Genomic DNA, 18,593 nt, shown 5'->3' with positions numbered 1-18,593 from the left:
GGCCCGGACCCGGTCCTCAAACGCCGGACGGGCTGAAACTCCAGCCCCGCCGGCGTTCGAGGCACGGGGTCCGGGGCGGAGCCCCGGGAAGCGGTGGCGCGGACAAGGTGCGGGCGGGCCCCGCAACGGCTGCGCGGTCAGCGCAGGGTGGTGGACTTGTCCGTGCGGTAGGTCGCGACCAGGGCCAGGCACATCGCCGCGATCGCCACGCGTCCGGACGCCTGGAGCAGCGGTCCGCGCAGCAGGATGAAGGAGTAGCCCGCCACCAGCGGGACGACCACCGAGATCAGGCTGCCCGGTGGACTGCGGCGCGTCGCGCGCTTCGCGTAGCGTCGGTCGATGCGGGCGGCGGCGTACCCCATGCCCAGGAGCCCGGCGCCCATCCCCAGCGGCCCGAAGTCGAGCCACAGCTCCGCCCAGATCGGGGAGGAGAGGTTGGTGTTGACCGTGCCCATCCACTGGCCGACCATCACGCCGGTGTCCCGCGGCTTGCCGGGCCACACCGCTCGGGGCACCGCGAAGAAGACCGATCCCGCCAGCTGACGGCCGTAGAAGTGGCCTGGCCCGGAGTTCGAGAAGGTGATGGTGTTCGCGAACATGCCGATCTGGTCGTAGTCCTTGAGGGCCATCGGCTCCAGGAAGGACGTGGTCTCGACCGGCCGGTAGTTCTTCTCGTCGTAGCGGAAGCGGTCCGCGAACGGGAAGATCAGGAGCGCGACGACCACCGCCATGGACAGGGCCACCCGGTACATCGCCGCGCTCACCGGGAAGACGGTGAACAGCAGCGCGAACATGACCGTCAGGAACCAGTACCGCGGGTTCGAGATCGGGTTGTTGACGATCAGGTTGAGGCCGGCCAGTGCCACCCATGTGACGATGATCGACACCTTGCGGCGGGCGAACTTCGAGGTGATCAGCCAGCGGGTGTAGAGGAGCAGCGCGAGCAGTGCCGGTACGGTGCCGAAGCCGCGCAGCAGGGCCTGCCCGGCCTGGCCGTCGCCGTTGGAGACGCCCGCCTCCTCGATGCCGGCGATGATCTCCTGGCGGCTGGAGAAGAAGACCGCCGGGCCGCCCAGCTTCATGATGAAGGCGGCGCTGCAGAGGAACGACACGATGGTCAGGAGCTGGAGCCGGCGCCGGTGTGCCATGACGGGCTTCGACGCCTTCTGGGAGCCGCCCGCGCGCCCGGCCGGCCGGTGACGGGCCAGCAGCACCCCGACGTCGAAGGCCGTGCAGCCGAGCAACACCAGCCCGATGGCGACGGTCAGGTCGGAGCGCGGGCCCACGACCGGCGTCGGGACCTGGCCGAGGACGGCCTGGGCAAGCGGGGCCACGCCCATGGCCATGTAGACGAAGAGCCAGAAGGAGCCCTGGAGCAGCTTGCGGCGGCTGGTCAGCACCATCGCCGAGAGCCGGGCACCCGCGTACATGGTGAGCAGCAACTGGAGCCAGAAGGCCGCGTCTCGGGCGCCGGCGCCCGACTGGGCGGCGACGAACAGCGGCAGGAAGACGGTGAATCCGAGCGCGAGCGGGACGGACAGCGCGCGCGAGAGGAGGGTGCGCGGGAGGGTGGCCCGGCCCCACAGGCTCTCGTCCTCGAAGGGGGACGGGACGGGCCGCTCGGCGGGCGTTGCGGAGGGCTTGCGTATGTCCGTCGTCACTGCCGCCCCCACCCGATGTGCCTGGTCCGCGCGCAGTCTAGTCTGAGCGGGCCACGCCCGGGGAGGCGGCGGCGCGGGCGTCCCCGGGACGGAGTCCGGGGAGCAGATGGGGGCGACAGTTGCGGGATCTTCCTTCCTTCACCCTGGCCGGGTACGACAAGGGCCGGGGGCTGCTGACGCAGGCGCTCTGGTTCGCCGTGATGAACACGCTGTTCATGAGCTGGTTCTGTCCGGCGCGGGTGCGGGTGGCGCTGCTGCGGGCCTTCGGGGCGAAGATCGGCGAGGGCGTGCTGATCCGGCACCGGGTGCGGGTGCTGTGGCCGTGGAAGCTGACGGTCGGGGACCACACCTGGATAGGCGAGGGCGCCTGGCTGCTGAACCTGGAGCCGGTGACGATCGGTTCGCACGTGTGCGTCTCCCAGGAGGCCATGCTGTGCACCGGGTCGCACGACCACCGGGCCGCCGACTTCCGCTACCGCAATGCCCCGATCACCGTCGAGGACGGCGCGTGGGTGGCGGTGCGGGCGACCGTGCTCGCGGGGGTCACGGTGGGCCGCTGCGCGGTCGCCGGAGCCGGCGCCGTGGTCCACAAGGACCTGCCCGAGCTGACCCTGCAGACCCAGGACGGGCACCGCCGCCCGGTGGAGGAGCCCAAGTGAGTGCCGCGATGAGAGTCCTGCACGCCGTCACCCTGCACTCCCCCTCGCACGCCTTCGGCGGGCCGGTCCGGGTCGCGCTGAACCTGGCGAAGGGACTGCGGTCCCGGGGCCACGAGGCACGGCTGCTGGCGCTCGGCGAGGGCTTCGAGGAGTGGCCCACGTCGGTGGAGGGCGTACCGGCGAAGCTGTTCCCGGCCCGTCGGCTGCTCCCCCTCGGCTTCAGCGGGATCACCTCGCCCGCCCTGCTCGCCTCGGCCGGCCGGCTGGTGCGGGACGCCGATGTCGTGCACGTCCACCTGGCCCGTGACCTCGTGACGCTGCCGGTGGCCCTCGCGGCGCTGCGTGCGGGCAAGCCCCTGGTCCTGCAGACCCACGGCATGGTGGACCCGAGCGAGAAGCTGCTGGCCAAGGTGCTGGACGCGGTGGCCGTACGCCGGCTGCTCCGCGGCGCGGACGCGGTGCTGTACCTGACCCCGCACGAGCGGGAGGGGCTGGACGCGGTGGTCGGCGCGCCGTTGGCGCACGCGGTCCGCCTGGTCAACGGGACGCCGGCGCAGGACGAGCGGCCGCCGCTGAGCGGCCCGCCGCGCGTCCTGTACTCGGCGCGCCTGCAGGCCCGCAAGCGGCCGGTGGACTTCGTGGACGCGGCCCCGGCGGTCCTCGCGGCGCACCCGGACGCGCACTTCGTGGTCGCGGGCCCGGACGAGGGCGAGCTGGCCGCCGTACGCGCGCGGATCGGCGCGCTGGGCCTGACGGACCGCTTCACCGTTCCCGGAGCACTGTCCGGCGCGGAGGTCCTCGCGGAGCTGCGCCGGGCCCACGTCTACGTCCTGCCCTCGGTGGACGAGCCGTTCCCCATGTCGGTGCTGGAGGCGCTCGCGGTGGGCGTCCCCCCGGTGGTGACCCACTCCAACGGCCTGGCCCGGGACATCGCGCGGGCCGGTGCGGGCCGCGCGGTCGATCCGGGACCTGCGGGCGTGTCCGCGGCGGTCCTGGAGCTGCTGGACCGGCCGGCCGGCCGCGAGGCCTCGCTGTCCGCACGCAAGCTGGCCGCGGAGTCCTTCTCCATGGACGCCGTGCTGGACACCCTGCTGCCGGTGTACGAGGGCGCGCTGGGCGGTCACGGTCCGGGCTCCGCCGTCAGATGACGTCCCGGCGCTCCTCCACCACCGGTATCGCGCCCGCGGCCCGGCGCCGCTTGTAGACGCTGGTGTACACGGCGAGGCCGATCGCACCGACCGCCATCATGATCAGACCGACCGCGTCGAGGTCGACGCTCTCCATCTCCCAGTCGCTGGCGAAGGTGAGGATGGCACCCACCACGATCAGGACGATGCATCCGCCGATGCCCATGGATCCGCCTTCCGCTGTCGGGACTGTGACCGCGCGGGTACCCGGGTTCCGGGCACGAAAACGCCCCCGGGGGCCGGGAGTCCGGTCCTCGGGGGCGTTGTCGGTCGGCTATGCGGGAATCCAGGCGTAGCAGCCCGACGAGTTGAACTCCGCCGTGCCCGCCGGGATCGCCGCCGTGATCCTGTCGCCCGCCTTGGGCGGGGTCTCCGGGCCCGAGGCGAGGACGGAACCGTCCTTGCCCTTGGCCTCCCAGGTGCAGTTGGTGGCCTGGGTCAGCGCCCGGTAGCTGCCCGCGGCGGGCGAGGGGCGGGGGCCCTCGGGGAAGCCCTTCTCCGCCGCGGCGAGGATCGGCTTCTGGTCCGGGCACAGGAGGTTGATCGCGTCCTTGGCGCCCGCGATCTCACCGGTGATGACGGCGCCGGTCGCCGCGTCCTTGTCGCGCTTCGCGGTCCGCGTCACCCGCTGGCAGGCGTCCTGGCCGGTCTGCAGAACGGCCGCCGGGTCCATCTTCTCGGGGACCCGCCCGCTCAGGTACTTCTTCTCCTGCGCCGTGAAGCTGCCCGTCTTCGGGGTGAGCTTCGCGTCGGGCAGGACGGGACCCGTCGGCTTCGCGTCGGCCGCGGAGCCCGACGGCTGCGGGGTGTCCGCAGGGTCGGGGGCCGCCGACGAGGCCGGGGGCTTCGGCGCGGCGCCGGAGTCGGCCTTGTCCCCGCCCGAACTGCAGGCGGTGAGCGTCAGGGCGGCGGTCAGCAGGACAGCAGCCGCTGCGGAGCGTCGGTACATCGGATGGCTCCCGTACTCAAGGGGGTGTGCAGCGGGGCCCGGCCACGTAGAGCCGGGCCCCGCACGCCGTAAGGCGGTTGTTCGGGTTGTCGTCGCTTACTTCGCGCCGAAGGTGAGGACCAGCTGCGGAGTACCCTCCGACGCCGTGGCCTCGGAGGACCAGATCCACAGCGGGTCGGTGCCCGTGCTCGTCAGGCCCAGGCCGTAACTGGTGCCCAGCGCCGCGGAGACCGTGGCGGTGTCCAGCTCCACGTTGTGGACCGCGGAGCCCTCCGGCACGCCCGCGATGCTGCCGAGCGGGGTGGTGCCGAGGGTGGGCTTGGTGTTGAAGGTCGTGCCCGCGCCGGTCCAGTTGCCGGTGATCGGGACCACCTTCACGGTGTCGGCGGTGCCGGAGTTCGCCTGCGTGCTGGTCTTGATCTGCAGCGAGGCGGACTTCAGGACCTGGCCGGCCGGGGCGGCCGGCAGGTTGAAGCGCATGTACGTCTCGTACAGCGAGCCGCTGCCGCGCACCGCGAGCGAGGTGGACGTGCCGTAGGCGGTGCTCGGGGCGCCCTGGTTGATGTAGGTGTCCTCGGTCGTCTTGACCGCGGAGACCGTGTCGGTGGGGGCCTTGGCCAGGTCGAAGTGGCTCTTGACCTGGGCCTGGGTGAGCGTCGACGGGTAGACGGCCGTCTCGTCGAGCTGGCCGGCGAAGAAGTTGCTCGTCGGGCGGGTCGGCCAACCGGAGAGGTTGTCACCGCCGACGTGCCAGTAGCCCGCGTAGGTGCCGTTGCTCGTGGCGTTCAGGGAGCCCTTGTTCTGGCCGTCGACGTACAGCGTGATGCCGCCGGGGCCCTGGGTGCCGACCACGTGGTGCCACTGGTTGTCGTTGTAGGTCTCGAACAGGCCCGTGGAGACGGTCCGGGTCGAGCCGTTGTGGACGCCGAAGACCAGGCGACCGGTGTTGGTCATGTAGAGCTGGCGGTCGTACGAACCACTGTTGCGCGTGGTGTTGTTGCCGAAGCCGATCAGCTTGCCGCCGCGCGTGGTGTTCGTCTTGAACCAGGTCTCGATGGTGAACGTGTTGCCGACCGTCTGACGGCGGTCGCTGTGCACCTGCTGGCTGGTCCCGTTGAAGCCCATCGCCGTGCTGCCGGAGACGGCGCCGGGCGACTGCTTCAGGGCGGGGGCGTTGACCTGGATGCCGCTGCGGTTGCCGGACACCGAGGAGTCGGCGACGTACGGGCTGACCGCGTCGTCGTAGCGCCAGTAGAGGTCGGCGCCGTCCGTACGGACCTGGTTCGGGTAGGACTGGACCGAGGTCGGGACGGTCACCGAGGCGACGGCCGACAGGGCGCTGGTGTTGCCGGCGGCGTCGGTCGCGGTCACCCGGTAGGTGTAGCTCTGGCCGGCCTTGACCGTGGTGTCGTTCCAGGATGCCTGGGGGCGCTCCCACTCCAGCGAGCTGGCGGTGACCGTGGCGGCCGGGGTGGCCGAGCCGTTGCGGTAGATGCGGTACGTCAGCTTGCTGTCGTCCGCGTCGTAGCTGGTGCGCCAGCGGACCTGGGCCTCGCCGGGCTTGACGCTGGAGGCGCTGGCCACCGGGGTGGTCGGGGCGCCGACGTCGCCGGTGGAGGCGAAGCGGGTCAGACCCTGCTGGGCCTTGCCGTTGATGAGGGTGAACTCACCGCCGACCCACATGTACTTGACGTTGTTCTTCTCGGCCACGGACATGACGCGCGGGCCGATGCCCTCGCCGAGTCCGTCGTTGGCCGTGGGGTGCCAGCCGAGCTTGCCGGGGCCGCGCACGAAACCGTCCACGGGCGCGGGGGCGGCGCCTTCGTGGTTGGTCGGCTGGGCCAGCAGGAAGTTCCGCTTGCCGTCGGGGAACTCGAGCTCGGTGGAGCAGTCGTGCGCGTGCGAGGAGCTGTAGAGCACGCCCTCGTACGGCAGGACGAACTGGGTGGCGCCGAGGCAGCGGTCGCGCCACTTCTCGGTGAAGTCGCTCAGGCGCAGGCCGATGCGGCCGTCGAAGACGCCGCCGCCGGAGCCCTCGTGGCCCGTGTAGAAGCCCGTGTCGTCGGTGGAGATGTCCTTGACGACCGAGTTCGAGGGGATGTTGCTGTACGTCTTGGTGACCGCACCCGTCGTGGCGTTGACGACGGCCAGGGCGTGGCTGTTGCTGCCGTTGACGGAGAAGAAGTCGCCGCCGAGGAGCACGTTCTTGCCGTCGGGGGTGACCTCGACCGCGCGGCCCGGCTCGTCGACGTTGGCGACGAAGGGCTTGAGTGCGCCGGAGGTGGCGTCCACGGCGGCGAACCGCTCGCGGGTCTGGCCCTCGACGGTGTTGAAGTCGCCGCCCGCGTACAGGGTGTCGTCGGTGACGGCGAGCGCGCGCACGGTGGCGGGGAAGCTCGGGTGGAACGATGCCTTGGGGGTGCAGCTCGCGATGTCGATCGCCGCGAGGCTGGAGACCGGGGTGCCGTTGACGGCACCGAAGGAGCCGCCCGCGTAGAGGGTCTTCTTGTCCTTCGAGACGACCAGCGTGCGCACCGTCGCGGTGCCGTCGCCGATGGTGAAGGCCAGCTTGCAGGAGGTCGGGTTGCCGGTCGCGGCGTCGAGCGCGACGAAGTTCACGGCGTCCTGCTCGGCTCCGGCCGCGCCCTCGGGCGGGCGGACGGCCGAGAAGGTACCGCCGGCGAAGACGGTTCCGTTGGCCTGGGCCATCGCCCAGACGATGCCGTTCGGCTGCCAGGTCGGCAGCTCGTCGGCGGTGAATGCCACCGGCGGCGTGATGGCGGACGCCTGAGGCATCAACACCAGGCCTATACCGGTACCGGCACCGGCCAGTGACAGGACGAGGGCAGCAGTCAGCCCTCTGGATCTACGCATGAGCCCCCCAGGGCAATCGCCCGGTTTGATGGCTGGAACTATCCGAACAGCCATATGTACTGGCGCAGACTAGGGCTCACGTGAAGGCCCGGTCACCTCTCTTGACCCATTGCATACCAACTTGGAATCAACAGGGTCAGCATGGAGGGTGCACAAGGGACATACGGCAGGTTTACCCCGGCCACACCTACGCAGAGCTGCGGAGTATGGCCGGAACACGGCAAACCGTAGGGGAAATATAAGGCCTCAGCGATCGATCCGGACCGTCACGCCCGCCAGTTGATCCTCGACCTGGCGGATGTCGGCGTCGACCATGATCTGCGCGAGTTCCGCGACCAGGACCGTCGGCTTCCAGCCAAGGAGGTCATGGGCCTTGGAGGCGTCACCGATGAGGGCGTCGACCTCGCTCGGGCGCTCGTACTTGGCGTCGTACCGAACGTGGTCGTTCCAGTCGAGACCCGCGTGCGAGAAGGAGGACTCGACGAACTCGCGGACGGTCGCGGCCACGCCGGTGGCGACGACGTAGTCGGTGGGCTCGTCCTGCTGGAGCATCCGCCACATGGCGTCCACGTACTCGGGGGCGTAGCCCCAGTCGCGCACCGCGTCGAGGTTGCCGAGGTAGAGGTGGTCCTGGAGACCGGCCTTGATGCGGGCCACGGCGCGGGTGATCTTGCGGGTCACGAAGGTCTCGCCGCGGCGCGGGGACTCGTGGTTGAAGAGGATGCCGTTGACCGCGAACATGTCGTACGCCTCGCGGTAGTTCACCGTGGTCCAGTACGCGAAGACCTTCGCGGCGCCGTACGGGCTGCGCGGGTGGAACGGGGTGCCCTCGTTCTGCGGGGGCGGGGTGGCGCCGAACATCTCGGAGGACGAGGCCTGGTAGATGCGGGTGTCGACACCGCTGGCCCGGATGGCCTCCAGCAGGCGCAGCGCGCCGAGGCCGGTCACGTCCCCCGTGTAGAGCGGGGCGTCGAAGGAGACGCGGACGTGGGACTGCGCGCCGAGGTTGTAGACCTCGTCGGGACGTATGTCGCGGAGCAGGTTCACGAGCGCGACGCCGTCGGAGAGGTCGGCGTGGTGCAGGACGAAGGACCGGTTGGCCGTCTGCGGGTCCTGGTAGATGTGGTCGACCCGCTCCGTGTTGAAGCTGGAGGACCGCCGCACGAGCCCGTGCACTGTGTAGCCCTTGGAGAGCAGGAGCTCGGCGAGGTAGGAGCCGTCCTGTCCCGTGACTCCGGTGATCAGTGCGGTCTTGCCCATGTCGGGTCCCCCTGGGGTTCGTTGCTGTTCTTTGTGCTGTGCTGAATGTGTCCGGCCGGCAGGACCGGGCCCGGCGGCCCGGTGGCGCCCCGGCGTACGCGGGTCGTGCGCCCCCGCGGCGCCCTGCCCGCCCGTACGCGGTTCCCGGGACTGGATGGGTACCGTACACGCCGGGTCTGCGGCTTGCGCCGGGCGCCCGCCCTGCGGCCGGGGGCGGACCACTGCGAGTCCTGCGGGTGCGGGCTGGCATCATCGGCGGTATGACAAGTTCGCTGCCGCTCCTGCCCCCGAACGCCCGCGTCTTCGTCGCGGGCCACCGCGGCCTCGTGGGCTCCGCGGTCGCCCGGCGGCTCACCGCCGACGGCCATGAGGTGCTCACCCGGGGCCGCGCCGACCTCGACCTGCGTGACGCCGCCGCGACCGGGGCGTACCTGAAGGACGTCCGCCCGGACGCCGTGGTGCTGGCCGCCGCCAAGGTCGGCGGGATCATGGCCAACAGCACGTACCCGGTGCAGTTCCTGGAGGAGAACCTGCAGATCCAGCTCAGCGTGATCGGCGGCGCGCACGCCGCCGGTGTGGGCCGGCTGCTGTTCCTCGGATCGTCCTGCATCTACCCGAAGCTGGCCCCGCAGCCCATCCGCGAGGACGCCCTGCTGACCGGCCCGCTGGAGCCGACCAACGAGGCCTACGCCCTCGCGAAGATCGCCGGCATCGTCCAGGTCCAGTCGTACCGCAAGCAGTACGGGGCCTCGTACATCTCGGCCATGCCGACGAACCTCTACGGCCCGGGCGACAACTTCGACCTGGAGACCTCGCACGTCCTGCCCGCCCTCGTCCGGCGCTTCCACGAAGCCGCCGCCGAGGGCCGGGACGAGGTCACGCTGTGGGGCTCGGGCACCCCGCGCCGGGAGTTCCTGCACGTGGACGACCTGGCCGCGGCCTGCGCCGTGCTGTTGAACACCTACGACGGCGACGAGCCCGTCAACATCGGCTGCGGCGAGGACCTGACCATCAGGGAGCTGGCCGAGACGGTCGCCGAGGTGACCGGCTTCCGCGGCCGGCTCGCCTGGGACACCTCCAAGCCGGACGGGACCCCGCGCAAGCTGCTGGACGTGAGCCGCCTGACCTCGCTCGGCTGGAAGCCCGGCGTCCCGCTGCGGGACGGCATCGCCGCCACGTACCGGTGGTGGCGCGAGCAGAGCTGATCGCACAGGCGGCCCGGGTCCCTCAGTACGCTCCGCGACCGTCGACGACGGCGCGGAGCGTACGGCCCATGACGTCGACATCGCTGGTGAAGGACCAGTTGTCGACGTACTGCAGGTCGAGCTGGATCGTCTCGTCCCAGGACAGGTCGGACCTTCCGCTGATCTGCCACAGTCCCGTCATCCCGGGCCGCACGGTGAGCCGGCGCAGCTCGACCTCGTCGTACTCCGCCACCTCCTCCGGCAGCGGCGGGCGCGGGCCGACCAGCGACATGTGGCCGGTGAGTACGTTGATGAGCTGCGGGAGTTCGTCCAGCGAGGTGCGGCGCAGCAGCCGGCCGACCCGGGTCACCCGGGGGTCGCGGCGCATCTTGAACATCAGGCCGTCGTTCTCGTTGGACCCGGACAGCTCGGCCTTGAGGGCGTCGGCGTCCACGACCATCGTGCGGAACTTCCACATGACGAACGGGACCCCGTCGCGGCCGATCCGGCGCTGCCGGTAGAAGGCCGGGCCGCGCGAGCCGAAGCGTATGGCGAGGACGATCCCCAGGAGGACCGGGGAGAGCAGGAGCAGTCCGGCGGCGGCTCCCACCCGGTCCAGGGCCGACTTGAGCAGGGTCTGCATCCCGCGGCTGACGGGCGGCGCGACCCGCAGCACGGCGAGGCCGCCGGCGGAGAGGGTCTCCAGCCGTTTGACGGAGACCTCCACCAGTCCCGGGAAGACGGCGAGTTCCAGCCCGGCGTCGTGCAGGGCCCAGGCGATCCGGCGCAGCCGCTCCCCCGTGATCCGCACGCCGGGGGCGACCAGCACCAGGTCGGCGTGGTGGCTGGCGACGGCTCCGAGCACCGCCGCGGAGTCGCCGTTCGGGCTCTCGGGCGTCTGTCCGTCGAGCCGCGCCGCGACGGGCACCCCGCTGGCGAGCGGCCCGGCACCGACCGGGACCACACCGACGACGACGTACGGGTGGTCGGTGCGGGCGGCGAGGTGCGCGATGACGTCCTCGGCCGCGTCGGGCTCGCCGACGACGAGGACGCGGCTCACGGCCTGGGCCTCGCGCCGGGCGGCCGAGAGGTGGCGGTAGGTCAGTTTGTGGCAGGCGACGGTGATGAGCAGAGCGGGCAGCAGGGCGCCCAGCGCGGACAGCCGGGGGGTGGCTTCTTCGGTCACCACGCGCGCCACGGCCAGAACGCCGATCAGAATCAGCCAGTCGTGCAGGACGGGCAGCACACCGCGGGACTCACCGAGCACCCGGGTCGCGTAGCGCCGGCGCATGGCCTGCACCCCGGTCCACGCCACGGCGGCGGCCAGGGCGCAGTAGACGGGCCGGACCTGCTGTGCGGCGTCGAAGACGAGCCCTACGGGGATCGCGGCGCCGAAGAAGTCGGCGGCGACGGCGGCCGGGCGGTACCAACGGGCCTTGTCCCCGAGGCGCCGTGCAGGCGCAAGGGACTCCCGGGCCGCTCTGGCCACTCTTTGCGCAGGAAAATGGACATGCCTCATGGGCCCCCCTGGCACGTGGTCTATGACAGTGGCAGGTGTCCATGGCTTCCCCTGGCTACGAACATCCGCCGCACCGGGAAACAGTACGACAAACACCCGTACGGTAAATGCCGTTTGGGTCAACGCAGTCTCTTGTTGCGCAAGTGTTAGCAACCGGTATAAGGCGTTCCGTATGCCGAACGACGCAGGACACATACGAAGGTGAATGGTCCGGATACCGGATACGTATCTTCGGACAACGAACCGTTTCCGGCCAATCATTTGACGCGGCCCTGACATCTGACTCTGCGAGTGGCAATCTTCGACCGTTCATCGCACCAGCCCTGTTCTGCCCGGAGGCCCACCCAGCCATCCGGAACCCCCCTTGCAGAAGGAGTCTGCGTTGAGGTCCACCCCCCAGAGGCGTGCCACCGCGGCCGGCGCGCTCGTTGCCGCGGCAGCCCTGCTCGCCGTAGGCATACAGACCGGCACCGCGACCGCCGACGCCACCGCGTCACAGGCACCCAAGGCCGCCCAGTCCAACCCGGGCGCGGCCAACCGCGTACTCAGCGCTTCGGAGCGTGCGACGCTCCTCGCCGAGGCCAACTCGACCACCGCGCAGGCCGCCAAGGCACTCGGTCTCGGCAGCGGCGAGAAGCTCGTCGTCCGCGATGTCGTCCAGGATGCGGACGGCACCACGCACACCACGTACGAGCGCACGTACGACGGTCTTCCCGTGCTCGGCGGTGACCTCACCGTCCACGCCAAGGGCGGCGTCACCAAGAGTGTGACCAAGGCGACCCAGCACGAGATCAAGGTCGCGACCACCGAGGCCTCCGTCACCCCGGCGGCCGCCGAGAGCCAGGCGGTCTCCGCGGCCGGCGCCGAGGGTTCGAAGGAGGCCAAGCCCTCCAAGAACGCCCGCAAGGTGATCTGGGCGGCCGAGGGCGCTCCGAGGCTCGCGTTCGAGACCGTCGTCGGCGGCCTCCAGCACGACGGCACGCCGAACGAGCTGCACGTGGTGACCGACGCCAGGACCGGCGCCAGGATCACCGAGTGGCAGGCCATCGAGACCGGCACCGGCAACACCATGTACAGCGGCCAGGTGACCCTCGGGACCACCCAGTCGGGCAGCACCTGGAACCTGACCGACGCAGCGCGCGGCAACCACAAGACGTACAACCTCAACCGCGGCAGCGGCTCCGGCACCGGCACGCTCTTCTCCGGCCCGGACGACATCTGGGGCAACAACCAGCCGTCCAACCTGGAGACGGCCGGCGCGGACGCGCACTACGGCGCCGCGGTCACATGGGACTACTACAAGAACGTGCACGGCCGCAACGGCCTGCGCAACGACGGCGTGGCCCCGTACAGCCGGGTCCACTACGGCAACGCCTACGTCAACGCGTTCTGGAGCGACTCCTGCTTCTGCATGACGTACGGCGACGGCGAGGGCAACAACAAGCCGCTCACCTCCACCGACGTGGCCGCGCACGAGATGACCCACGGCCTGACCTCGGTCACCGGCAACATGACCTACAGCGGTGAGCCCGGCGGCCTGAACGAGGCCACCTCCGACATCTTCGCGGCGGCGGTCGAGTTCTACGCCAACAACCCGCAGGACGTCGGCGACTACCTGGTCGGCGAGAAGATCGACATCAACGGCGACGGCACCCCGCTGCGCTACATGGACAAGCCGAGCAAGGACGGCTCGTCCAAGGACGCCTGGTACTCGGGCATCGGCTCGATCGACGTCCACTACTCCTCGGGCCCGGCCAACCACTGGTACTACCTGGCCTCCGAGGGCTCCGGCGCCAAGGTCGTCAACGGCGTGAGCTACGACTCGCCGACCTCCGACGGTCTCCCGGTCACCGCGATCGGCCGTGACGCCGCCTCGAAGATCTGGTTCCGCGCCCTGACCACCGGTCTGTTCAAGTCGAACACCAACTACGCGGCCGCCCGCACGGCGACCCTGCAGGCGGCGGCCGACCTGTACGGCGCCGGCTCGACCACCTACAACAACGCGGCGAACGCCTGGGCGGCCATCAACGTCGGCCCGCGCATCGTGAGCGGCGTCTCGGTCACCCCGATCGCCAACCAGAACACCCAGATCAACACCGCTGTCAGCCTGCAGGTCCAGGCCACCAGCACCAACCCGGGTGCGCTGAGCTACGCGGCGACCGGCCTGCCGGCCGGCCTGTCGATCAACGCCTCCACCGGCCTGATCTCCGGTACGGCCACCACCGCGGGCACGTCCAACGTGACCGTCACCGTGACCGACTCGCAGAGCAAGACCGGTACGGCGGCCTTCACCTGGACGGTCGGCACCGGCCAGCAGAACGTCTTCGAGAACACGAACGACTACCAGATCGCGGACAACGCCACGGTCGAGTCCCCGCTCGCGGTGACCCGCACGGGCAACGCCCCGAGCACGCTGAAGGTGGACGTGAACATCGTCCACACCTACGTCGGTGACCTGGTGGTCGACCTGGTCGCCCCCGACGGCAGCGTGTACAACCTGCGCAACCGCTCCGGCGGCAGCGCGGACAACATCGTCCAGTCCTTCACCGTGAACGCCTCCTCCGAGGTCGCCAACGGCACCTGGAAGCTCCGCGTCCGCGACGCTGCCAGCCTGGACACCGGCTACATCAACAGCTGGAAGCTCACCTTCTGACCCCACGGGGCCGGGTGAACGACAGCTGAAAGACAGACCACGGGGCCGCCCGGGAGGAATCCTCCCCGGGCGGCCCTGTTCCATGGGCCCGACGCGGCGGAGGGCCCGACGGGCCCGGACCTCCCGTGGGGGGGTCCGGACCTCCTGCCGGCCGGACCGGTCAGCGGAGGGCGCGGAGGATGAGAGCGACGAAGTCCTCTTCCTCCTCCACTTCCTCCTCGTCGAGGTTCTGGTTCTGGTCGTCACGGCCCGGCCAGGTGCCGTTGCCGCCATTGCCCCCGTTCCCGCCGTTCCCACCGGTGCCACCGTTGCCACCGGTGCCGCCGTCGGTCGGCTCCTGGTCCACCTCGTCGTCCCGGCTCTGGTCGTCACGGCCCGGCCAGGTGCCGTTCCCGCCGTTCCCGCCGTTGCCCCCGGTGTCGCCCCGGCCCGCGTTCGCGTCGGTCACCGGCTTGAAGTAGACCGAGACGACCTCCACCCGCTTCGCCTTCTCCCCCGGCTTCAGCACCTTCTCCGCCTCCCCGTCGCAGCTGCGGTTGTCGAAGAGGACCGCCAGCGACCGGGTCTCGTTGCGCACCTCGACGGCGGGCTCGTCGCGGGAGGTGCGCGTCAGCAGGTAGCAGGTGTCGTTGTCGGCGGGCCGGATCTGCCCGCTCCGCGGGGAGCCCGCCGCGTCGAGGTACTGGTAATGGAGCGTGCCGAGGGCCCGTTCGCCGTGGTCGTCGGCCAGCGAGGGGCCGGCGGTGGGCAGGGTGAGCGCGAGTGCGCCGACGAAGACGGCGGCGGTCGAGCGAAGACGCATGGGGGGAGTCCGTTCCTCGGGTTCCGCGGATGCCGGTCCGGTGGCATCCTCGGGCAGCGTAGGAGCGGGACACCCTGCCGAAACGTTTCCGCGGACCCTGGACGAGCGTGGTTCACCCATGAGGCCGGGCGGCGCCCACCCGCGGCGCACCGCCCGGCCCCCGCGAGGTCAGCGCAGGAGCACGCCGCCCCCCGCGTCCGTCTCCACCGGGGCCGCGACCAGCCCCAATTCGGCCGGGGTCGCCAGCAGCGGGTGCGCGGGCAGGATGCGCACGGTGTAGCCGAAGGGCCCGGTACGGTCGAGGGCGAGCGGGCCCTCGTACACCCAGCGGCCCTCCAGATCGGGTCCCGCGGCCGGCTTGAGCGGGAAGCTCCGCCCGTCCCGGATCACGTCCTGCGGGTCCACCCGGCCGGCGAAGGCCTGCACCTCCACGTCCTCGGGCGCCAGCGAGTCCAGCGCCACCTGCACGCGCAGCGTGAGGGTGGCGCCCAGCTCGGCGGTGCCGTTGACCGGAGCCGCCGCGAGCGTCTCCACGTGCTCTACGGAGATCCGCGGCCAGGCCGCCCGGACCCGCCCCTTCCACCAGGCGAGGTCACGCGCCGCCTCGGCGTCGAGGGCCCGGTGGGCGAGCGCGGCCGGGGTGTACAACCGCTCCACGTACTCCCGGACCATGCGCCCGGCGAGCACCTTCGGCCCCAGCGAGACGAGGGTGCGCCGGACCATCTCGATCCACCGCACCGGGAGTCCGCTGCGCCCTGCCCGGTCGTAGAACCGGGGTGCGACCCGGTTCTCGATCAACTCGTAGAGGGCACTCGCCTCCAGGTGGTCGCGCCGGTCCTCGTCCGCGCCGAGCCCGTCGGCGGTCGGGATGGCCCAGCCGAAGTCCGGCTCGAACCACTCGTCCCACCAGCCGTCCAGCACGGACAGGTTGAGGCAGCCGTTCAGCGCGGCCTTCATCCCGCTCGTCCCGCACGCCTCCAGCGGCCGCAGCGGGTTGTTCAGCCAGACGTCGCAGCCCGGGTAGAGCTTCTGCGCCATGGCCATGCCGTAGTCGGGCAGGAAGACGATCCGGTGCCGGACCCGCGGGTCGTCCGCGAACCGCACCAGTTCCTGCACGAGCCGCTTCCCGCCGTCGTCGGCCGGATGCGCCTTGCCCGCCACGACGATCTGCACCGGCCGCTCCGGGTCCAGCAGCAGCCTGCGCAGCCTCTCCGGGTCGCGCAGCATCAGCGTGAGCCTCTTGTACGAGGGCACGCGCCGGGCGAAGCCGATGGTCAGCACGTCGGGGTCGAGTACGGAATCCACCCAGCCCAGTTCGGCCGCGGCGGCCCCGCGCTGGCGCCACGAGGCCCGCAGCCGGTCCCGTACCTCCTGCACCAGCTGCTCGCGCAGCACCCGCCGCACGTCCCACACGTCCTGGTCCGAGATGTCGGCGACCGCGTCCCAGCGGGGGGAGCCGCCGACGGACAGGGCGTCCTCGGCGCGGCCCGCGCCGATCTGCCGGGCGCCGAGCCGGACCACCTCGGGGGCCACCCAGGTCGGGGCGTGCACCCCGTTGGTCACGGAGGTGATGGGCACGTCGGCCGGGTCGAAGCCGGGCCACAGCCCGGCGAACATCTCCCGGCTGACCGCACCGTGCAGGGTGGACACCCCATTGGCCCGCTGGGCCAGGCGCAGGCCCATCACCGCCATGTTGAACACGCCGGGGTCGCCGCCGGGATAGGTCTCGGCGCCCAGTTCCAGGATCCGCTCGACGGGTACGCCGGCCAGTTCCCCGCCCTCCCCGAAGTGCCGGGCGACCAGCGCCCGCTCGAAGCGGTCGATCCCCGCCGGGACGGGGGTGTGCGTGGTGAACACGGTTCCGGCACGGACCGCCTCGACGGCGGCGTCGAAGCCGAGGCCCTGCTCCCGCTCCAGTTCCCTTATGCGTTCCAGTCCGAGGAAGCCGGCATGGCCCTCGTTGGTGTGGAAGACCTCGGGGTCGGGGTGCCCGGTGATCCGGCAGTACGTACGCACCGCGCGCACGCCGCCGATGCCGAGCAGCATCTCCTGGAGCAGCCGGTGGTCGCTGCCCCCGCCGTAGAGCCGGTCGGTCACCTCGCGGGCCGGGGCGTCGTTGTCCTCGACGTCGGAGTCCAGGAGCAGCAGGGGCACGCGGCCGACGCGGGCCTGCCAGATGTGGGCGTGCAGGGTGCGTCCGCCGGGGAGGGTCAGCGAGACGCGGGCGGGGGTGCCGTCGTCCTGGCGGAGCAGGCCGAGCGGGAGTTCGTTGGGGTCGAGGACGGGATAGTGCTCCTGCTGCCAGCCGTCGCGGGAGAGCGACTGGCGGAAGTAGCCGTGGCGGTAGAGCAGGCCCACTCCGATGAGCGGGACGCCGAGGTCGCTGGCGGCCTTCAGGTGGTCACCGGCGAGGATGCCGAGGCCGCCGGAGTACTGCGGCAGGGCTGCGGTGATCCCGAATTCGGGGGAGAAATAGGCGATGGAGGCGGGCAGTTCCGCGCCGTTCTCCTGGCTCTGGTACCACCTCCCGCCGTTCACATAGTCATCGAGGTCGGCGGCGGCGACGGCGAGCCTCCGCAGGAACCGGCGGTCCGCGGCCAGTTCCGCGAGCCGGGCCGCGGAGACGGCGCCGAGCAGCCGGACGGGATCGCCACCGGCGGCCTGCCAGCCCTCGGGGTCGACGGATTGGAAGAGTTCACGGGTCTCGGGATGCCACGACCAGCGCAGATTGCGCGCGAGGCCGGTGAGTGGCAGCAGGGTTTCCGGGAGGACGGGGCGCACGGTGAATCGACGGATAGCCTTCACGTGTTCCACCTTCGCAGGGGATTACGGATCGGAGCGGCCGCACCACGCTGTGCACCCGCGCATCACCCCGGGAAGGCTAGCGACGCCCGCCGGTTCCGGCCATGGCGCCTGCGGCGGGGCTCATCGGCGGGCATGGGACCGGTCCTCCTCCAACAGGTCGTCCAGATACGGCCGCAGCACCTCCGGCAGGGCGGCGCGGTCCATCGTGCGCAGCAGGGCGAACGCCGGTTCCGCCAGGAATTGGTCCAATGCGAGCAGCGCGTGCAGGTGGGACTCCAGCGCGTCGTGGTCCTGCTCCCGCACCGCGGCCCGGGCCAGTGCGCCGCACAGGTAGCGGCCCACCTCGGGCGCCCAGGAGTTCGGCCAGTCCGCGATGGCCTCGGCGGCGGACCGCCGCGTCCGGGTGTCGGCCGAGCGCAGCCGCGGTGCGCACTCCCGGGCCCGGGGTTCGGCTTCCAGGCGGTCCCACTCGGCCAGCCCCCGCGCGCCGGATCCGGACAGCAACACCCGGGCCGTGCAGCCGGGGTCCAGCCGGTCCACGGCCCTGCCGTAGACCTCGATCCGCTCCAGGACCACCCACGCCCCGCCCGGGGTGCGCAGCCCGAGCCCGGAGTGCGGGGCTCCGCGCAGGCAGCGCACGTCGACCCGGGTCGCGTCGCCGACGGGTACCGCGGGCCCGGCGATCTGCAGCCGGGCGGCGCGGACGAGCAGCGCGGCCAGGACCGGGAAGTCGGCGCTCCAAGGCGCGAGGCGGGCCAGCGCGGTGTCGCCGAGGGCCGGTTCGACGGCGGGCAGGGCGTCGATCTGCGCCGCCAGGGCGGCCGGGTCGTCCTCGCGGCCGACGGCGTCGGCGAGCGCGGCGGCCAGGTACCGCTCCTGGTCCGGTCCCCAGGCGACGTCCACCGCCCGGCGCGCCGCGGCCTCCCGCAGCCGGGGGGCGGCCGCACGCAGCTGTGCGCCGATCAATTCGTGCAGTGCCTCCGAGTCCATGCGGCATTGTCCCCCGTACGGGGGACGGGGTGGGCGACCGGGCCACCGCG

At 71.6% G+C, this 18,593-nt stretch carries 13 protein-coding genes; 4 read left to right on the top strand and 9 right to left on the bottom strand.

Features of this window, described 5'->3' with window-relative positions:
• Nucleotides 1-137 precede the first annotated feature (137 nt).
• Entirely contained in the window at nucleotides 138-1,661 is a 1,524-nt protein-coding gene (locus ACWGE1_RS11670) for a hypothetical protein (RefSeq protein ID WP_453420327.1), read from the bottom strand.
• A 119-nt stretch (nucleotides 1,662-1,780) separates the two neighbouring features.
• Here ACWGE1_RS11670 and ACWGE1_RS11665 point away from each other — a divergent pair, with 119 nt between their 5' ends.
• Together ACWGE1_RS11665 and ACWGE1_RS11660 are read left to right on the top strand one after the other, a co-directional pair.
• On the top strand, nucleotides 1,781-2,320 hold the full coding sequence (locus ACWGE1_RS11665) for a WcaF family extracellular polysaccharide biosynthesis acetyltransferase (RefSeq protein WP_453420326.1): 540 nt from the start codon (nucleotides 1,781-1,783) through the stop codon (nucleotides 2,318-2,320).
• An 8-nt stretch (nucleotides 2,321-2,328) separates the two neighbouring features.
• Entirely contained in the window at nucleotides 2,329-3,468 is a 1,140-nt protein-coding gene (locus ACWGE1_RS11660) for a glycosyltransferase (RefSeq protein WP_453420332.1), read from the top strand.
• Here the strand turns inward: ACWGE1_RS11660 and ACWGE1_RS11655 are convergent.
• The 4 genes from ACWGE1_RS11655 to gmd form a co-directional block, all read right to left on the bottom strand.
• On the bottom strand, nucleotides 3,461-3,673 hold the full coding sequence (locus tag ACWGE1_RS11655) for a DUF6458 family protein (protein ID WP_453420325.1): 213 nt from the start codon (nucleotides 3,671-3,673) through the stop codon (nucleotides 3,461-3,463). The genes ACWGE1_RS11660 and ACWGE1_RS11655 overlap by 8 nt on opposite strands.
• Nucleotides 3,674-3,781: 108 nt before the next feature.
• Nucleotides 3,782-4,456, bottom strand: a complete 675-nt coding sequence (locus ACWGE1_RS11650; protein WP_453420324.1) for a hypothetical protein — start codon at nucleotides 4,454-4,456, stop codon at nucleotides 3,782-3,784.
• A 96-nt stretch (nucleotides 4,457-4,552) separates the two neighbouring features.
• A complete protein-coding gene (locus ACWGE1_RS11645; protein WP_453420323.1) occupies nucleotides 4,553-7,330 on the bottom strand; it encodes a DNRLRE domain-containing protein in 2,778 nt (925 codons plus the stop codon).
• Nucleotides 7,331-7,576: 246 nt separating this feature from the next.
• Nucleotides 7,577-8,590, bottom strand: a complete 1,014-nt coding sequence (gene gmd, locus ACWGE1_RS11640; protein ID WP_453420322.1) for a GDP-mannose 4,6-dehydratase — start codon at nucleotides 8,588-8,590, stop codon at nucleotides 7,577-7,579.
• Between the two features lie 260 nt (nucleotides 8,591-8,850).
• On the opposite strand from gmd, the gene ACWGE1_RS11635 reads away from it, so the two are divergent.
• Complete coding sequence (locus tag ACWGE1_RS11635; RefSeq protein ID WP_453420321.1) at nucleotides 8,851-9,795, top strand: GDP-L-fucose synthase family protein; 945 nt, start codon at nucleotides 8,851-8,853, stop codon at nucleotides 9,793-9,795.
• A gap of 22 nt (nucleotides 9,796-9,817) precedes the next feature.
• Here ACWGE1_RS11635 and ACWGE1_RS11630 read toward each other — a convergent pair whose 3' ends face one another.
• On the bottom strand, nucleotides 9,818-11,293 hold the full coding sequence (locus ACWGE1_RS11630) for a sugar transferase (RefSeq protein WP_453420320.1): 1,476 nt from the start codon (nucleotides 11,291-11,293) through the stop codon (nucleotides 9,818-9,820).
• A gap of 382 nt (nucleotides 11,294-11,675) precedes the next feature.
• On the opposite strand from ACWGE1_RS11630, the gene ACWGE1_RS11625 reads away from it, so the two are divergent.
• Nucleotides 11,676-13,946: a M4 family metallopeptidase gene (locus ACWGE1_RS11625; protein ID WP_453420319.1), complete on the top strand. Its 2,271-nt coding sequence runs from the start codon at nucleotides 11,676-11,678 to the stop codon at nucleotides 13,944-13,946.
• A gap of 160 nt (nucleotides 13,947-14,106) precedes the next feature.
• Here the strand turns inward: ACWGE1_RS11625 and ACWGE1_RS11620 are convergent, their stop codons facing one another.
• The 3 genes from ACWGE1_RS11620 to ACWGE1_RS11610 form a co-directional block, all read right to left on the bottom strand.
• A complete protein-coding gene (locus tag ACWGE1_RS11620) occupies nucleotides 14,107-14,748 on the bottom strand; it encodes a hypothetical protein (RefSeq protein WP_453420318.1) in 642 nt (213 codons plus the stop codon).
• A gap of 168 nt (nucleotides 14,749-14,916) precedes the next feature.
• Nucleotides 14,917-17,553 carry an alpha-glucan family phosphorylase gene (gene glgP / locus ACWGE1_RS11615; protein WP_453420317.1) on the bottom strand — a complete coding sequence of 879 codons (2,637 nt, stop codon included), beginning with the start codon at nucleotides 17,551-17,553 and terminating at the stop codon, nucleotides 14,917-14,919.
• A gap of 120 nt (nucleotides 17,554-17,673) precedes the next feature.
• A complete protein-coding gene (locus ACWGE1_RS11610) occupies nucleotides 17,674-18,543 on the bottom strand; it encodes a hypothetical protein (protein ID WP_453420316.1) in 870 nt (289 codons plus the stop codon).
• Between the last annotated feature and the right edge of the window lie 50 nt (nucleotides 18,544-18,593).

This window comes from Streptomyces sp. NPDC054932 (assembly GCF_053610205.1).
This window is presented reverse-complemented; position numbering and strand designations above follow the sequence as displayed.

Excerpts from the sequence above, each read along its gene's own strand:
- ACWGE1_RS11660 (WP_453420332.1), top strand. The coding sequence starts at position 2,329 with ATGAGAGTCCTGCACGCCGTCACCCTGCACTCCCCCTCGCACGCCTTC.
- ACWGE1_RS11655 (WP_453420325.1), bottom strand. The coding sequence starts at position 3,673 with ATGGGCATCGGCGGATGCATCGTCCTGATCGTGGTGGGTGCCATCCTC.
- ACWGE1_RS11650 (WP_453420324.1), bottom strand. The coding sequence starts at position 4,456 with ATGTACCGACGCTCCGCAGCGGCTGCTGTCCTGCTGACCGCCGCCCTG.
- ACWGE1_RS11645 (WP_453420323.1), bottom strand. The coding sequence starts at position 7,330 with ATGCGTAGATCCAGAGGGCTGACTGCTGCCCTCGTCCTGTCACTGGCC.
- gmd (WP_453420322.1), bottom strand. The coding sequence starts at position 8,590 with ATGGGCAAGACCGCACTGATCACCGGAGTCACGGGACAGGACGGCTCC.
- ACWGE1_RS11635 (WP_453420321.1), top strand. The coding sequence starts at position 8,851 with ATGACAAGTTCGCTGCCGCTCCTGCCCCCGAACGCCCGCGTCTTCGTC.
- ACWGE1_RS11630 (WP_453420320.1), bottom strand. The coding sequence starts at position 11,293 with ATGAGGCATGTCCATTTTCCTGCGCAAAGAGTGGCCAGAGCGGCCCGG.
- ACWGE1_RS11620 (WP_453420318.1), bottom strand. The coding sequence starts at position 14,748 with ATGCGTCTTCGCTCGACCGCCGCCGTCTTCGTCGGCGCACTCGCGCTC.
- ACWGE1_RS11610 (WP_453420316.1), bottom strand. The coding sequence starts at position 18,543 with ATGGACTCGGAGGCACTGCACGAATTGATCGGCGCACAGCTGCGTGCG.